Origin of the sequence: Methylobacterium sp. WCS2018Hpa-22, from assembly GCF_031843785.1 — a bacterium.
Classification (GTDB): Bacteria; Pseudomonadota; Alphaproteobacteria; order Rhizobiales; family Beijerinckiaceae; genus Methylobacterium.
The window spans coordinates 32,138-46,157 of record NZ_JAVTJA010000027.1 but is presented as its reverse complement, the minus strand read 5'-3'; the positions used below and the strand labels follow the sequence as shown (position 1 = coordinate 46,157).

Below are 14,020 nucleotides of genomic sequence, written 5' to 3'. Positions count from 1 at the left end.
GGGCGGTTCGAGGCCGCTCGGACCTGATCCATCTCTAATGTCGTGAATACGATCGTTTTATTTACAAAAATAATTCCTGCGCTCGAAGCAGAGGAAATTAGCTTTGTTTTACCTGCACGATCTTTTCATAGTCATCAATAAAAACTTCGATTTAAATATCGATGCATATGAAAATTTAAGCTATAAATTTATTAGCTTGTTGAATGCAATTGTCGCTGGATTAGAAAGGCGTCCTGACACACTCAGCCGCCATAGAACCCGCTCGATCCGCAGATCGCGGATCGGGACGACGACTATTGTACCGACGGAAATCTGGTCACGAATTGTAGCGACCGAGACCATTGCTACTCCAAGGCTGCTTGCCACAAGTTGCTTGATCGCCTCTGTGCTTCCGACTTCAAGTCGTCGAATTGGGCAGATTTTATTAGCACTTAATGCTTCGGATACGATTTCCCGTGATCCAGAGCCTGGCTCCCTGACGATAAAGATTTCTTCCGAAATGCGTGCGGGATCAATTGGCTCAGCTGCCTTCGCGAAGGTGTGCTCCGGTGAGGTGATTAAAACCATCTCGTCCTGACGCCAAGCTTCGCTGACAATACTCGGATCCTCAACGGGTCCCTCAACCAATGCGACATCGATTGCATGCTCAATCAGAAGGGCAGCAATAGCTCGCGTATTGGCACTAATAATGCTGAGTTCAATACCTGGATACGCGCGATGAAAAATGCCGAGGTAAGTTGGGATCATGTAAGTTGCGATTGTGGTGCTTGCGCCGATCCGTAGCATCCCGCTCCCGAGGCCCCGCAGAGCGTATAGTTCCTCTTCAGCTGCCCTCTCCATGGCGAAAAGAGTTCTGGCATGTCGCAGCAAGGCTTCGCCCTCCCGAGTCGGGCGGACACCTCGAGCGCCACGGTCAAGCAGTCGACATCCCACCTGCAGTTCAAAATCCCGTACCCCTTGCGAGATTGCGGGTTGGCTCACGTGCAGCTCCTCAGCTGCTCGGGAGAAGCTGCCAGTCTGAGCGACGGTCGCGAAGAAACGCAGGAGGTGGAGGTTGAGGGCCATAACCACAACTTATAAGGCCAAAATAGAATTATATTAGTGCAAATCGTGGAAAGGGGAGCAAAGTTATCCTGCAGGACGAGCAAAAATTAGAAAAATGATGCCGCCTCGAACTCGTTCGGTCTGATTGGATGAGGGGCTGTTTACACGCTCAAGAAAGTCCAGGCGGCGTTCGCGGCGTACGTCCTGGACGCCAACGAGGAAACGTCCAGGAGACACGCCATGCACCTTGCTACGGACCCCCCGATCGGTATGGGGATCGAAATCACCGCTTCAAACCAAGCCGCTGCTGCTGCCACGGCCAACATCGCCGGACGGCTGGAGCGGCTGCCGATGTCGGCGTACCAGCGGAAGGTGTTCGCAATCATTGCCTCCGCCTGGCTGGTCGACCAGGTCGACGTGGCGCTGCTCACCTTCTTGCTAGGTTCGATTGTTGTCGCCTTCGGGCTCACGCCCACTGAGGCAGGCCAGCTCGCGGCGATGACCTTCGCAGGTCAGCTTCTCGGTAACATTGTGGCGGGCACTGCCGCCGATCGCTTCGGGCGCAAGGCCGTATTCCAGGTCACGATGGTGGTCTGGGGACTTGCCAGTCTCGCGGCTGCGGCGGCCTGGAGCTTGCCGGTCCTGATGGCCTGCCGCTTCCTGATCGGTGTCGGGGTCGGCGGCGAGGCCCCGGTCGCGCAAGCAATGGTCTCGGAGATTGTGCCGGCCAACGTGCGCGGCAAGTACATCGCCTTCATGGAGGGCTTCTGGGCCATCGGATACGTGCTCTCCGGTGCGATCAGCTTCTTCGTGCTGCCTTATCTCGGCTGGCGTTGGGCCTTTGTGATTGTGGGCCTGCTTTCGATGGTGGTGCTGTTAGTGCGCCGCTCCATGCCAGAATCCCCGCGCTGGCTCGCTGACAAGGGCCGCCACGCTGAGGCCGAAGCCGTGATGACGACGATGGAGCGGGAAGTTGAACGCGCCACTGGCCGGCCGCTACCGCCGGTAGCGCCGTCCCTTGTGGACGCAGTCACGGCGCCCGTACCGTATCAAAACCCAATCGCGACGCTGTTCTCGCCTGAGTACCGCCTGCGCACGGTCATGGCCTTCGGAATGTGGTTCTTCGCGTTGATCGGCTTCTTCGGCCTCAACTCGTGGATCGCGGTGCTCCTGAAGGAGCGTGGCTTCTCGATCGTCAGCTCGGTCGGTTTCGTGACGCTGATCACGGTGGGTGGCATCCCCGGCTTCTTCACTGCGGCGCTACTCTTGGAGAAGATCGGGCGCAAGCCCACTACGGCGGCCTTTCTTATCTGTTCGGCGATCGCTGCATATTTATACGGTAACGCCGTCGATCAGACTTGGCTGTTCGTCTCGGGCTTCGTGATGCAGTTCTTCATGTTTGGTATGTGGAGCTGTCTCTACGCTTACACGCCGGAACTCTACCCCACCCGTGCCCGGGCGACGGGAGCTGGTTTCGCTTCGGCCTTCGGGCGGATCGGCGCCATCCTTGGGCCCATGATCGTGCCAGTGCTGGTGCAGAACTACGGCCCCGCCACTGCCTTCCAGGTCGGTGCGGGTGGCTTCCTCATCGCAGCTCTCCTCGTCCTGACGCTTGGCGTCGAGACGCGCGGCAAGGTGCTGGAGACGGTCTCTCACTGATCTGACCAACCTGGCGCTCAGGATCGTGCGCCGGGTTCCCCCTAACAAGGAGTGAAGAAGCCATGCCGATCGTAGACATGCGTAGCCGCCCGACCTTCCTGCACAAGTTCTTTGGTGGGGCGCCTGACACTCCTGAGTACGGCGTTGTGCGCTGGCTGAACGGGCGTGTTGGCGGCCGCGAGATCGACCACTTTACCCGAGGGATGACCGTTGAGGGCTTTTCTGCGGAAATGGACGGGGCTGGCATCGACGTCGCCGTCATGGTCGCCCGCTCGGTGCCGGGCGTGCGGATTGCCAACGACGACCTTGCTACGGTCGCTCGACACAACTCGAAGCGGCTGGTCGGTATCGCCTCGGTAGACCCAGTGGAGCTCGGCCGTGATGCTGCCGTGGCCGAAGCCCGCCGCGCGGTAACCGAGCTCGGCTTCAAAGGCGTCAATCTCGATGCTGGCTTCTACGGAGAAGCCATGCGCGCCGACGACGAGCGCCTGATGCCGCTCTACGAGCTGTGTCAGGAATTGGGGGTGCCGGCCTTCGTGATGTCTGGCCCGACGACGCCCGACTTGCGCCTCAATGACCCGCTTGCGGTCGATCGGGTGGCGAAGACCTTTCCGAAGCTGCCGCTCGTGTGCTGCCACGGCTTCTACCCGAACGTCGCCGAAATGGTGACGGTGGCTTTCCGCAACGAGAACGTTTTCGTCTCGCCCGACATGTACACCTTTGCGCCCGGCGGCGGCCTCTACGTTGAGGCGGCCAACAGCTTCATGCGGGATCAGTTCCTGTTTGGCTCCTCCTTCCCGTTCAGGCCAATGCGGCAGGGCGTGGAGGATTTCCGCCAGCTCGGACTCTCTGAAGACGCACTCGACGCTGCACTCTGGCGCAATGCAAACCGGTTGCTGGGGCTCGGCCTCGGCGCCTGACCACCTCCGAAGCTGCTTTTCAAGAGAGGTGTGCAATGAGGAAAGAAATTCCCAGACGTGAGGTCCTATTCGGCGCAGGCGCCCTAGCGCTGGTCGGACGTTCGGTCCTCGCGGCCGAGGTCGGTCTGCCCTTCGGCAATGGCGAGCGCCCACTGGTGGCTTATCCGGGCAAGCGCCCGCTGTTGCAGATGACGGCCCGGCCGCCGCAGCTCGAGACGCCGTTCTCGGTCTTTGACGAGGGGGTGATCACTCCGAACGACGCGTTCTTCGTGCGATATCACCTCGCCGACATCCCCACAGAGATCGACCCGGACACCTTCCGCCTCGCAGTACAGGGTCACGTCGAAGCGCCGGTTTCACTCGCGCTGGCCGATCTCAAGGCAATGCCGCAAACAGAGGTCGTCGCGGTCAACCAGTGCTCAGGCAATTCCCGCGGCTTCTTCGAACCACGTATGGCCGGTGGCCAACTCGCAAACGGTGCGATGGGCTGTGCGCGCTGGACCGGCGTGTCGCTGAAGACCGTGCTGGATAAGGCGGGCGTAAAGGCGGGCTCCGTCCAGGTCGCGTTCGAGGGGCTTGATGGACCTGTGATCCCGGAGACGCCGGACTTCGCGAAGGCCTTGAACATCGACCACGCTCGCGACGGCGAGGTGATGCTGGCTTGGGGGATGAACGGGCAGGAACTGCCTTGGCTCAACGGTTACCCCTTACGCCTCGTCGTGCCGGGGCTCTACGGCACCTACTGGGTCAAGCACCTCAACGCGATCACCGTACTCGACAAGCCGTTCGAGGGGTTCTGGATGAAGACCGCCTACCGTATCCCCGACACGCCCTGCGCCTGCACCGAGCCCGGCAAGGCGGCAGCCAGCACCGTACCGATCGGGCGCTTCAACGTGCGCTCCTTCCTCACAAACCTGATCGATGGAGCCAGCGTGAAGGCGGGCTCGACGCCGCTGCGCGGCATCGCTTTCGACGGCGGCTCCGGCATCAAGACGGTTGAGGTCTCCGCCAACGATGGGGGAACCTGGCTGCCTGCCAAGCTGGGTCAGGATTTTGGGCGTTACGCCTTTCGGGCCTGGACCCTGGACGTCGACCTTCCCGCCGGCTCCCACATCATTCGGGTCAAAGCGACGGCTAACGATGGCACGAGCCAGCCGATGGAACCGCGCTGGAACCCGGCCGGCTATATGCGCAACGTGGTTGAGAGCACCCGCGTGCGGGCGGCTTGAGGGAGAATGGGATGACGCGATTTCTTGTCACCAGCATCGCACTCATACTCGCTGCCGGCACGGCCGTGGCCGAGCCTCGGAGTTACGCGCTACCCGAGCCCACGGCACAGCTGCGAGCACCCCAAGGTGGGACGGACACGACTCACATAATCGGCTTCGAGGCGGCGCAAGCCAACTGCATGAGCTGCCACTCCGTCGACTACATTGCGATGCAGCCGCCAGGGAAAGGCAAGGCGTTCTGGGAAGCCGAGGTGAGTAAGATGATCAAAGTCTACCATGCGCCGATCGCTGAGGCCGACGCCAAGGTCATCGCCGCTTACCTAACAGCGACCTATTAAAAGCTTCTACAGCCCAGCATTCGCGGGTTGGGAAAAATAGCTCAGGCCTCAGATCAGAGCCACGACCTTTGCGGCGTACGAGGCGACCGTTTGAACCACAGGCAGGTCAGCGGCGTAGATGCGTCCAGCCAGGATCAGAAGCGCCAAGCTCCAGAATATCACACCGCCGATTCGGCGAGCGGTGTGGTCGCCCGCGGTAGATCTGTAAGCGCGCGCAACGCCCTCGGGGACCGGCTCGCCGAAGGGATCGAAAGTGATCGGTGATGACCACGTGTCAGGAGTGTTGCGCATGACAAGATATGTCGCGCCCAAGGCCGTCTCAAGCAAGGGAGGGGTTTTCCGAACTTCACTCCCTCTGGAGAGAGTACTTCTCCGCAATGGAGAACCAACGAACGTTTTCTTCCCAACACGCCTCAAAGCCGCATCGTGAGCCTAGACGCATCCCAGAAAGCCCCCGCAATGGCAGTGCTCCGCGAAAAGCCTGTCTCGCCGGCATCGGTTCTGCCTGGCATTGGCCTGTGCGTAGTGATCACGCTCATTGCCATGGCCGCGCAGGCCTTGGAAGAGCATGTCTCCGGTCACCCTTATGTTGAGGCCCTGGTGTTGGCTATCCTGCTCGGCATCGCAGTGCGCACTGCCTGGGCACCCGATGCGCGCTTCCACACCGGCATTGCCTTTTCCGCCAAGCAGCTTTTGGAAGTCGCCGTTACCCTGCTTGGAGTCTCGCTCAGCCTTGGCGCGATCCTCGCTTCTGGCCCGGCGCTCTTGGGAGGTATCGTCGGAACGGTGATCCTCGGCATCGTAACGAGTTTTCTCATTTGCCGTGCGTTCGGCCTGCCCGCGCGCATGGCTATCCTGGTGGCCTGTGGCAACGCAATTTGTGGCAACTCAGCCATCGCCGCGGTCGCGCCGGTGATCGGGGCTCAAGCCAAGGACATCGCCGCTTCGATTGCCTTCACGGCGGTTTTAGGTGTGCTCATGGTGCTCGGGCTGCCCCTGTTCGTGCCGCTGGCCGGGATGAGCGATAACCAGTATGGGGTGCTGGCGGGGCTGACGGTCTACGCGGTGCCGCAAGTGCTGGCAGCGACCGTGCCCGTGAGCCTCCTGAGCACGCAAGTTGGCACGCTGGTTAAGCTCGTACGCGTTCTCATGCTCGGCCCCGTCGTGGTGGCCTTTTCACTGATTGCCTCGCGGCTTCCGGTCGAGCCCGGCACTCCAACACGGAAGGCTGGGCGGCTCGGCCTCACCAAGTTGGTGCCATGGTTTATCCTCGGCTTCCTGGCGCTAGCGACTTTGCGCTCTCTCGGTCTGATCCCGGACGTCGCGGTGAAGCCGCTGACCCAACTCGCGGGGTTCCTCACCGTGTTGTCGATGGCCGCTCTTGGTCTTGGCGTCGATGTCCGTGTGCTTGCACGCGTCGGTGGGCGCGTCACGCTCGCTGTCACTGCATCGCTGGCTGTTCTGATCGGGGTCAGTCTGTTGCTGATCCGCGTGCTCGGCATCACTTGAACGACGCACCGTCAAAAGTCGCTAGGATGGCTACTCAGGCGCACAAGAGGCAGTGAGGTCGCGTTCCTGGGACACGAGCAGGGATGCCGCACCAAGCGTCGGCCTGACGCAAGGGCTCCAGACTGCGCCGAGAAGCAGGCCGACTCCGAACTGACCCGGCAAGCCGGCGATCGAGAAGTGCCTGTCGCGAACTCAGTGTCAGGCCGCGGAAGGCTCTCTACCGTTCTGCTTTCACGCTTTGTTCGCCTGCGGAAGCCCAAAGCAGAGTGCGAGAAGACGGTTCTGCTCGCGGACCGTCCACGCGCCGGCGAAACCGAAGCCCTTCCGCAGCCAGAGCATGGCCTCGAAGCCGCAGATCGTGCGTCGCGCTGTATGGAAGGAGCGGAAGCCGCCGATCCGGGGCATGTTCTTCTTGACCCGGAAGTGGTCGCTCTCGATGCCTTGCTGCAGATGTTTGGTGACGTAGTGGAGCGGCGCGTGGGGCAGAAGACTATCGCTCTTCGCAGCCACGATCGCGGGTGGATAGGTGCTGGCACCATCCGTGCCGATCCGATCGGGCGCAAGAAGTGGCTGATCCGCCAGCATCTTACGGAAGAACCGCTTGGCCGCGTCGAGATCGCGGTTAGCGGTGAGGAGGAAGTCGACTGGGTTGCCGTGCTTGTCGACAGCTCGGTAGAGGTAGCGCCACTCACCACGCACCTTGATGTAGGTCTCATCGATCCGGATCGACCCGCAGTGCGGCTTGCGAAATTGGCGCAGCCGCTTCTCGATCAACGGCGCGTAGGCGAGCACCCAACGGTTCAGGGTGCTGTGGTCCACCTCGACCCCGCGCTCCAGGAACAGCTCCTCGATGTCACGATAGCTCAGCGGGTAACGCAGGTACCAGGCGACGGCCTGAACGATCAGGGCCGCCTCGTAGTGCCGGCCCTTGAAATCGGCTTTGGAGCGCTGCTTCAGCTTCGCGGCTATGGCGGACAGGATCATGGGGTGGCCTCCGAAACAGGAGGTGCCATGCGGGCTCTATGGTCAACGCGGGGTAAACGCCACGGGTTTGCGACAGGGCCCCTCGAACTCGCGACGGGCTCCGTCAGGATCTATGAGCTTGCTGCGGACACGGCGATCAAGGCCCGTTGGATCGACGGGTGAATCCGCCTGTCGGCCCCACAAAATGGGTCTCCGCAAACTCTGAAGGGGTCATCATTCCATCTATTTCAGTGATGGGAAACATCTAATCATTCCGTTGGAGTGAATGAACGGGACCTGGGATCCTCCGGCATCACATCGGAGCCATCCATGTCCGCGCCCAGACTTTTCTCCCACTCTCGTTCGACGCGTGCCTTAGCCGGCACGAGAGCCATCCTTCCGGGACTGGGCCTCTGTGTGGCGGTCACCGCCGCAGCGATCGGCTTCGAAGCCGTCGAGACGCACCTGTTCGGTCGCGCTTGGCTCGAAGCCTTGGTGCTGGCGATCCTGCTCGGGAGCGCGATCCGCACCGCCTGGACCCCGTCGCAGCGTTTCTTTCCCGGCATCGCTTTCGGGGCCAAGACCGTGCTGGAGATCGCGGTCGTACTGCTCGGCGCGTCGCTCAGCCTCGCGACGATCCTCGCCGCCGGACCGGGCCTGCTCTTCGGCATCGCGGGCGTCGTCGTCGTGGCGATCCTGTCGAGTTACGGCATCGGCCGAGCGCTCGGGCTGCATCCGCGCATGGCGATCCTCGTGGCCTGCGGGAACTCGATCTGCGGCAACTCGGCGATCGCGGCCACGGCACCGGTGATCGGCGCCGATGGCGAGGACGTCGCCGCCTCCATCGCCTTCACCGCGGTGCTGGGCGTGCTGGTGGTGCTCGGCCTGCCGCTGCTGGTGCCGCTGCTCGGTCTGTCGCCGATGCAGTACGGCGTGCTCGCCGGCCTCACCGTCTACGCTGTTCCGCAGGTCCTCGCCGCCACCGCGCCGGTCGCGGCGCTCAGCGTCCAGGTCGGAACCCTGGTGAAGCTCGTCCGGGTGCTGATGCTAGGCCCGGTCGTCCTGATGCTCTCGCTCGGCGCAAGCCGGCTGCGCGAGGAGACCGACGAGGCCGCCCCCGGCGTCACCGCCGGCGACCGCCCTGCTCGCGCCGGCCTCGCGATCCACCGCCTGGTGCCGTGGTTCATCCTCGCCTTCCTGGCGCTCGCGGGCCTTCGCTCGGCCGGGCTGGTCCCGCAGGTCGCGCTCGCGCCGATGTCGGAGACTGCCAACGTGATGACCGTGGTTTCGATGGCGGCGCTCGGTCTCGGGGTCGATGTGCGCAGCGTCGCTAAGGCCGGAGCACGGGTGACCCTGGCGGTGGTCGCCTCGCTCGTCGCACTCGGCGCCGTCAGCCTCGGTCTGATCCGCGTGCTGGGCCTCGCTTGAACCGATCGGATGCGCCCGAGGCCCGGTCAGGCCCCGGCGAGGCAGGGCGAGACGAAGAGCTCCCCGCGATAGGCCCCGCGCAACGTGCGCACGGACACGATCAGCCAGAGTAGGGTCAGCAGGCCGACGAGGCCCGCTCCGAGCCAGGCGAACCCGCTGAGTGCCGTCACTTCGCCGATCCGCAGGGTGGCCAGGGCATAGACGCCGAGCGGGAAGATGTAGCCCCACCAGCCGAGGTTGAACGGAACGCCGGCGCGTAGGTAGCGCACGGTGACGGCGAGCGAGAGCAGAAACCACCAGGCGCCGTAGCCCCAGAGGATCAGCGCGCCGATCAGGCCCGTGATCCTGAGGATCTCGGGCGCGCCGGCAAAACCGCCTGCCGCGAGGATCGGGCCACCGGCCTGCCCCAGCACGAGCAGGCCGAGCGCCCCGGTTCCGAGCGGACCGAGGGAGAGGCAGCTCGATGCGGCCATCTCACGCGGTGGCAAGTTGTGCAGCGCCATGCGCAGCACCAGGATCGCCAGGATGCTCAGCGCCAGCGGGACCGAGACGCCCCAGAGTACGAAGCTCGTGACGATGACGGCGAGTTGTTGGCTCTCGCCGCTCAAGGCTGGAGCGAGCAGGCCACCGGAGACGGCGACGACCTCGGCTGTCACCACTGGCAGCAGCCATACGGCCGTCATCTGGTCGATGCGGTGCTCCTGACGGGTGAACATCAGGTAGGGGATCGCGACAGCACAGATCAGAGCGAGCGCCACGTCGAACCACCACAGCGGCAGTGCGATTCGGACGGTCTCTGCGCCGAGATAGGGCGGACCGAATATCAGCAGCCCGTTCAGAAGCGTCGCCAGTGCCATCGGGATCGCCCCGAAGAACATCGACACCGTCGAGTGTCCGAAGATCCGTCGGGCGCCGTCGAAGTAGAAGATCCAGCGCGCGCCGTAGACCAAGCAGAAGGTGGCGAAGAGCACGACGGAGGCGAGCCAGAGCCCGAGCGGCACAGGGGCCAGCAGGGCATGCGTCGCTGGCAGGCGGTCGAGGGTCAAGGCGACCACGCCAGTGCCCATCACCACGGTGAACCAGTTCGGCGTGAATTGTCGGACCACGTCCCGCGGATGCTGGAGGCGCGAGAGCGGCTTTAGGCCTGTGCTGATCGCCAGCAGACTGGATTCGGACACGGGGCGCTCTTGGGCTTCGGAGGGTCAACGCACCGGCTCTAGCACGACCCCGCATCGCGCGCCGCCGCGATAGACAGCAACTCGCAAGCGGCGCTTAATCATCAAAACAATCGATTAAAACTAGCTAATCAAACCATTAGTACGAATGGTTTCCGGCCGCTACCTTCTTGTCATCACGAACCGGCGTGACGACCCCACCAGAAGGATATCGACCATGACCCGTACGATCGCCGCCGTCGCCCTCGCCGCCTCCGCGCTTGTCGGCATGACGGGCCTCTCGCAGGCCCAGGGCCTCCGCGCTCCGCAGGTCCGCTTCATCACCAGCCCATCCGCACCGATCTACGGCGACGCCGATGGCGCCAACGCCAAGAACCCGGCACTCCCGGCCTACGCCCGTGGCCGAGGCCAGGAGACCGGCGGCCCGGCGCGGGAACTGATCGGACGCTGACAGCGCCCCCTTGGCCGCCGGGCATCCGTCCGGCGGCGCGTGAAGCCTTCGACCACCCGAATGGCAGGGAGATCCGTCATGACCCGACCCACCATCGAGACCACCGACGAGGCCTAGCAGGGCGAGACCAGCGGTCATATGCGCTGGGTCCTATTCTGGACGGTCGCCCTGACTGTCGCCGCCGTCGGCACCGCTTGGCTGACGATCATCTGATCCGGCCGCCCGCCATTGATCGGAGATCGGAGATCTTCGGATGATCGCAATCGGAGATCGTTGAGATCTCGAACGATCATTGGATGGAATAATCGTCTCGCCGTAGCATCTCCTTCACGGAGAAGACGCCTCTTTGCCGGGATGCCTTGGATCGATGACCCGAGTTTCCGGCGGCGAGACCGAACCGTCTCGACCGACGCCAATGCCGTCCGCCGACGGCGACACCGAGATCTAGCGACCGGCCGACGCGGCCCAACAAACGATTCCAGGGAGACATCATGCGCCATCTGCACGAACCGTTGAACCGCCGCCTCGTCCTGGGTGGCCTAGGGGTCGGCAGCCTCGCCGCCGCCATGCCGGCCTGGGCCGCGGGCTCGGTGAAGCTTCCGCTGCCCGGCGGCCCGGACGAGCGGGCGCTGACCACCGCCTTTCCGGGCAAAGGCGAGATGATCCTCCAGCGCACCCATCCGCCGCTGCTGGAGACGCCGTTCTCGGTGTTCGACGAGGGCGTGTTCACGCCCAACGACCGCTTCTACGTGCGCTGGCACTGGGCCTCGATCCCGACCGAAGTCGATGCCGGCACCTTCCGGCTCAAGGTCCACGGCCACGTCGATAAGGAACTCTCGCTCTCGCTCGACGCCATCGCCGGCCTGCCGCGCTTCGAGATCGCCGCGGTGAACCAGTGCTCGGGCAATTCACGCGGGCTGTTCGAGCCGCGGGTGCCCGGGGCGCAATGGGCCAACGGCTCGATGGGCAACGCCCGCTGGACCGGGGTGCGCCTCAAGGACGTGCTCGAAAAGGCCGGGGTGAAGGCCGGTGCCGTGCAGGTGCGCTTCAACGGCCTCGACGAGCCGGTCGTCGACGACGCGCCGGACTTCAAGAAGTCCCTCGATCTCGACCACGCCAACAATGGTGAGGTGATGATCGCCTACGCGATGAACGGCGAGCAGCTCCCGTTGCTCAACGGTTTCCCGCTCCGCCTCGTGGTGCCGGGCTGGTACTCGACCTACTGGGTCAAGATGCTGTCCGACATCGAGGTGCTGGACAAGCCCGACGAGCAATACTGGATGAAGACCGCCTACCGCATTCCGGACGTGCCGGGCGCCAACATCAAACCAGGCCAGACCGGCTTCAAGACGGTGCCGATCAACAGGATGGTGCCGCGCTCGTTCATCACCAATTTGCAGGACGACGCCAAGGTGGCAGCCGGAACGCCGGTGGCCATCCGCGGCATCGCTTTCGGCGGCGATTGCGGGGTAAAGGCGGTCGAGTTCTCCAGAGACGGCGGGGCGACGTGGTTTCCGGCGCAACTCGGCGCGGACGAGGGCCCCTACAGCTTCCGCCGCTTCGACGGCAGCCTGCCGGCGCTGGCCGCCGGCACCCACACGGTCAGGGTCCGCTGCACCAACACCAACGGCGTCGCGCAGGGCATGGACCGGATCTGGAACGGGGCCGGCTTCATGCAGAACGGCATCGAGGCCGTATCCTTCCAGGCCGCTTGAGGAGACCAGCCATGAACCCGATCCATCCGGCGGCCCTGATCGCCGCGCTCGCCTTGTCTCCTCTGGTGGCGCTTGCCGCCCCGGCCCCCGAGCCGATGCGCTTCACCTCACAATCCATCGCGATGCCGACCTCCGACCGGACCTTCCCCGACGGACAGGGGGCCGAGGCGGTCAACAACAACTGCCTCGCCTGCCACTCGGCCGGGATGGTGCTAACCCAACCCAAGCTCACGAAGGCGCAGTGGACCGAGACCGTGAACAAGATGGTCCACGTCTACAATGCGCCCGTTGATCAGGCCGACGTGCAGACCATCGTCGACTACCTGACGGCGTTGAAGCCGGCACCCTGAACCCCCGAATCCCGAGGCCGCCGCGCTTTTTTCGCCGGCCTCGGGGAATAGACCGCGCCTTCCGGCGTCTCCCCAGGGCGATGCACGGCCGGCCCGGCCTTAGACCACGGATTTCCGATTTCGAACCAGCCCTCACGGTAGGCCCCGGCCGCCGAACGAGCGCGCATGCCCGAGAGACCCGCTTCATGACCCATATCCGCACCAGCCTCCGCACCCTCCTCGCCGGAGCCGCCTTGCTCCTAGCGCAGGCCCAGCCCGGGTTCGCCGCCGGCTTCGACGGCGCGATCAAGAACAACGCACTGGCGCTGAACGCCGCCGGGACCGTCGCCGCTGTGTCGAACAGCGAGGAGAGCGCCGTCGTCGTCTACGACGTCGCCAAGGGCACGGTGCTGCGCCGCCTCGACGGCTTCGTCACGCCGCGAAACATCGTGTTCGCGCCGGACGGCGCCCGTTTCTACGTCTCCGACAGCGGCACCGGCCGGATCACGGTCTACGAGACCGCCACCGGCAAGGAGGCCGGCGTTCTCGCCGCGGGCCCCGGCTCGTTCGGTACGGTGCTCTCGGCCGACGGGGGCAAGCTCTACGTCAATAACGAGGCCGCAAGCACGCTGACCGTGTTCGACACCAGGACCATGCTCGCCGAGGCTGTGATCCCCGGCTTCGCGCAGCCGCGCCAGGGCGTGAAGCTGTCGCCGGACGGCAAGACCGTGTTCGTGACGAACTTCCTCGGCGACAAGATCACGTTGGTCGATACCGCCACCAACAAGATCACCGGCGAGATCGCCGGGTTCGACAAGCTGCGCGCCATCTCGATCACCAAGGACGGAAAGACGCTGTTTGCAGCCAACAGCGGCCGCAACACCATCGGCGTGGTCGATGTCGCCGCCCGTAAGGTCACCTCCGAGGTGGCAGTGGGCAAGGACCCCTACGGCGCCGCGCTGACCCCGGACGGGCACTTCGTCTATTCGGGCAACCTCAAGGACAACTCGCTCTCGGTGATCGATACCGGCACCCTCAAGGTCGTCGCCACGGTGACCGGCCTGAACGAGCCGCGCCAGGCGATCGCGTTCTCGGCCGACAACGCCCACGCCTACGTCCTCAACCGCGACCTTAGCGTCGCCGTGGTGGACCGGGCGAAGAACGCGGTCATCTCGACCATGAAGCCCTGAGGCGTCGCGCGTCGGGTGCCTTCTCGGCTCCCGGCGCGTTCTCGTCGTCGACACGTCACGAACGCAGGAC

The 14,020-nt window shown here is 64.0% G+C and carries 14 protein-coding genes and 1 pseudogene; 10 read left to right on the top strand and 5 right to left on the bottom strand.

Translation table 11 applies throughout. The features are described from left to right. Window positions 1-180 precede the first annotated feature (180 nt). Window positions 181-1,065 carry a LysR family transcriptional regulator gene (locus RQI43_RS23685; protein WP_082508010.1) on the bottom strand — a complete coding sequence of 295 codons (885 nt, stop codon included), beginning with the start codon at window positions 1,063-1,065 and terminating at the stop codon, window positions 181-183. A gap of 249 nt (window positions 1,066-1,314) precedes the next feature. On the opposite strand from RQI43_RS23685, the gene RQI43_RS23680 reads away from it, so the two are divergent. From RQI43_RS23680 to RQI43_RS23665, 4 genes are all read left to right on the top strand, one after another. Beyond that, window positions 1,315-2,703 carry an MFS transporter gene (locus RQI43_RS23680; protein ID WP_056187145.1) on the top strand — a complete coding sequence of 463 codons (1,389 nt, stop codon included), beginning with the start codon at window positions 1,315-1,317 and terminating at the stop codon, window positions 2,701-2,703. Window positions 2,704-2,765: 62 nt separating this feature from the next. Continuing rightward, window positions 2,766-3,623 carry an amidohydrolase family protein gene (locus RQI43_RS23675; RefSeq protein WP_056160302.1) on the top strand — a complete coding sequence of 286 codons (858 nt, stop codon included), beginning with the start codon at window positions 2,766-2,768 and terminating at the stop codon, window positions 3,621-3,623. 35 nt (window positions 3,624-3,658) lie between these two features. Continuing rightward, entirely contained in the window at window positions 3,659-4,852 is a 1,194-nt protein-coding gene (locus RQI43_RS23670) for a molybdopterin-dependent oxidoreductase (protein ID WP_056187088.1), read from the top strand. Window positions 4,853-4,863: 11 nt separating this feature from the next. Beyond that, window positions 4,864-5,190, top strand: coding sequence for a hypothetical protein (locus RQI43_RS23665; RefSeq protein WP_056160309.1), 327 nt, complete (start codon window positions 4,864-4,866; stop codon window positions 5,188-5,190). Window positions 5,191-5,238: 48 nt separating this feature from the next. Here RQI43_RS23665 and RQI43_RS23660 read toward each other — a convergent pair whose 3' ends face one another. Then, complete coding sequence (locus RQI43_RS23660) at window positions 5,239-5,517, bottom strand: hypothetical protein (protein WP_244478466.1); 279 nt, start codon at window positions 5,515-5,517, stop codon at window positions 5,239-5,241. A gap of 132 nt (window positions 5,518-5,649) precedes the next feature. On the opposite strand from RQI43_RS23660, the gene RQI43_RS23655 reads away from it, so the two are divergent. Continuing rightward, window positions 5,650-6,699, top strand: a complete 1,050-nt coding sequence (locus RQI43_RS23655) for a YeiH family protein (protein ID WP_056160311.1) — start codon at window positions 5,650-5,652, stop codon at window positions 6,697-6,699. 54 nt (window positions 6,700-6,753) lie between these two features. Here RQI43_RS23655 and RQI43_RS23650 read toward each other — a convergent pair. Together RQI43_RS23650 and RQI43_RS23645 are read right to left on the bottom strand one after the other, a co-directional pair. After that, window positions 6,754-6,867 (bottom strand): annotated as a pseudogene (locus RQI43_RS23650) (cytochrome c biogenesis protein CcdA); the annotation flags it as partial. 63 nt (window positions 6,868-6,930) lie between these two features. Then, window positions 6,931-7,683 carry an IS6-like element ISMex25 family transposase gene (locus RQI43_RS23645; RefSeq protein ID WP_043768345.1) on the bottom strand — a complete coding sequence of 251 codons (753 nt, stop codon included), beginning with the start codon at window positions 7,681-7,683 and terminating at the stop codon, window positions 6,931-6,933. A 309-nt stretch (window positions 7,684-7,992) separates the two neighbouring features. Between RQI43_RS23645 and RQI43_RS23640 the strand changes: the two genes are divergently transcribed. Beyond that, window positions 7,993-9,090, top strand: coding sequence for a YeiH family protein (locus RQI43_RS23640; RefSeq protein ID WP_056186060.1), 1,098 nt, complete (start codon window positions 7,993-7,995; stop codon window positions 9,088-9,090). 26 nt (window positions 9,091-9,116) lie between these two features. Here the strand turns inward: RQI43_RS23640 and RQI43_RS23635 are convergent, their stop codons facing one another. Beyond that, complete coding sequence (locus RQI43_RS23635; RefSeq protein WP_311276788.1) at window positions 9,117-10,268, bottom strand: TDT family transporter; 1,152 nt, start codon at window positions 10,266-10,268, stop codon at window positions 9,117-9,119. Window positions 10,269-10,482: 214 nt separating this feature from the next. Here RQI43_RS23635 and RQI43_RS23630 point away from each other — a divergent pair, with 214 nt between their 5' ends. The 4 genes from RQI43_RS23630 to RQI43_RS23615 all read left to right on the top strand — a co-directional run bounded on the left by RQI43_RS23630 (window position 10,483) and on the right by RQI43_RS23615 (window position 13,950). Continuing rightward, window positions 10,483-10,716, top strand: a complete 234-nt coding sequence (locus tag RQI43_RS23630; RefSeq protein WP_018044302.1) for a hypothetical protein — start codon at window positions 10,483-10,485, stop codon at window positions 10,714-10,716. A gap of 491 nt (window positions 10,717-11,207) precedes the next feature. Then, complete coding sequence (locus RQI43_RS23625; RefSeq protein WP_056186066.1) at window positions 11,208-12,431, top strand: molybdopterin-dependent oxidoreductase; 1,224 nt, start codon at window positions 11,208-11,210, stop codon at window positions 12,429-12,431. A gap of 11 nt (window positions 12,432-12,442) precedes the next feature. After that, a complete protein-coding gene (locus tag RQI43_RS23620) occupies window positions 12,443-12,781 on the top strand; it encodes a cytochrome c (RefSeq protein WP_056186069.1) in 339 nt (112 codons plus the stop codon). Window positions 12,782-12,966: 185 nt separating this feature from the next. Beyond that, window positions 12,967-13,950, top strand: a complete 984-nt coding sequence (locus RQI43_RS23615; RefSeq protein ID WP_056186073.1) for a beta-propeller fold lactonase family protein — start codon at window positions 12,967-12,969, stop codon at window positions 13,948-13,950. Window positions 13,951-14,020 lie beyond the last annotated feature (70 nt).

Excerpts from the sequence above, each read along its gene's own strand:
- RQI43_RS23675 (WP_056160302.1), top strand. The coding sequence starts at position 2,766 with ATGCCGATCGTAGACATGCGTAGCCGCCCGACCTTCCTGCACAAGTTC.
- RQI43_RS23615 (WP_056186073.1), top strand. The coding sequence starts at position 12,967 with ATGACCCATATCCGCACCAGCCTCCGCACCCTCCTCGCCGGAGCCGCC.
- RQI43_RS23645 (WP_043768345.1), bottom strand. The coding sequence starts at position 7,683 with ATGATCCTGTCCGCCATAGCCGCGAAGCTGAAGCAGCGCTCCAAAGCC.
- RQI43_RS23625 (WP_056186066.1), top strand. The coding sequence starts at position 11,208 with ATGCGCCATCTGCACGAACCGTTGAACCGCCGCCTCGTCCTGGGTGGC.
- RQI43_RS23680 (WP_056187145.1), top strand. The coding sequence starts at position 1,315 with ATGGGGATCGAAATCACCGCTTCAAACCAAGCCGCTGCTGCTGCCACG.
- RQI43_RS23655 (WP_056160311.1), top strand. The coding sequence starts at position 5,650 with ATGGCAGTGCTCCGCGAAAAGCCTGTCTCGCCGGCATCGGTTCTGCCT.
- RQI43_RS23665 (WP_056160309.1), top strand. The coding sequence starts at position 4,864 with ATGACGCGATTTCTTGTCACCAGCATCGCACTCATACTCGCTGCCGGC.
- RQI43_RS23670 (WP_056187088.1), top strand. The coding sequence starts at position 3,659 with ATGAGGAAAGAAATTCCCAGACGTGAGGTCCTATTCGGCGCAGGCGCC.
- RQI43_RS23685 (WP_082508010.1), bottom strand. The coding sequence starts at position 1,065 with ATGGCCCTCAACCTCCACCTCCTGCGTTTCTTCGCGACCGTCGCTCAG.
- RQI43_RS23640 (WP_056186060.1), top strand. The coding sequence starts at position 7,993 with ATGTCCGCGCCCAGACTTTTCTCCCACTCTCGTTCGACGCGTGCCTTA.
- RQI43_RS23630 (WP_018044302.1), top strand. The coding sequence starts at position 10,483 with ATGACCCGTACGATCGCCGCCGTCGCCCTCGCCGCCTCCGCGCTTGTC.
- RQI43_RS23620 (WP_056186069.1), top strand. The coding sequence starts at position 12,443 with ATGAACCCGATCCATCCGGCGGCCCTGATCGCCGCGCTCGCCTTGTCT.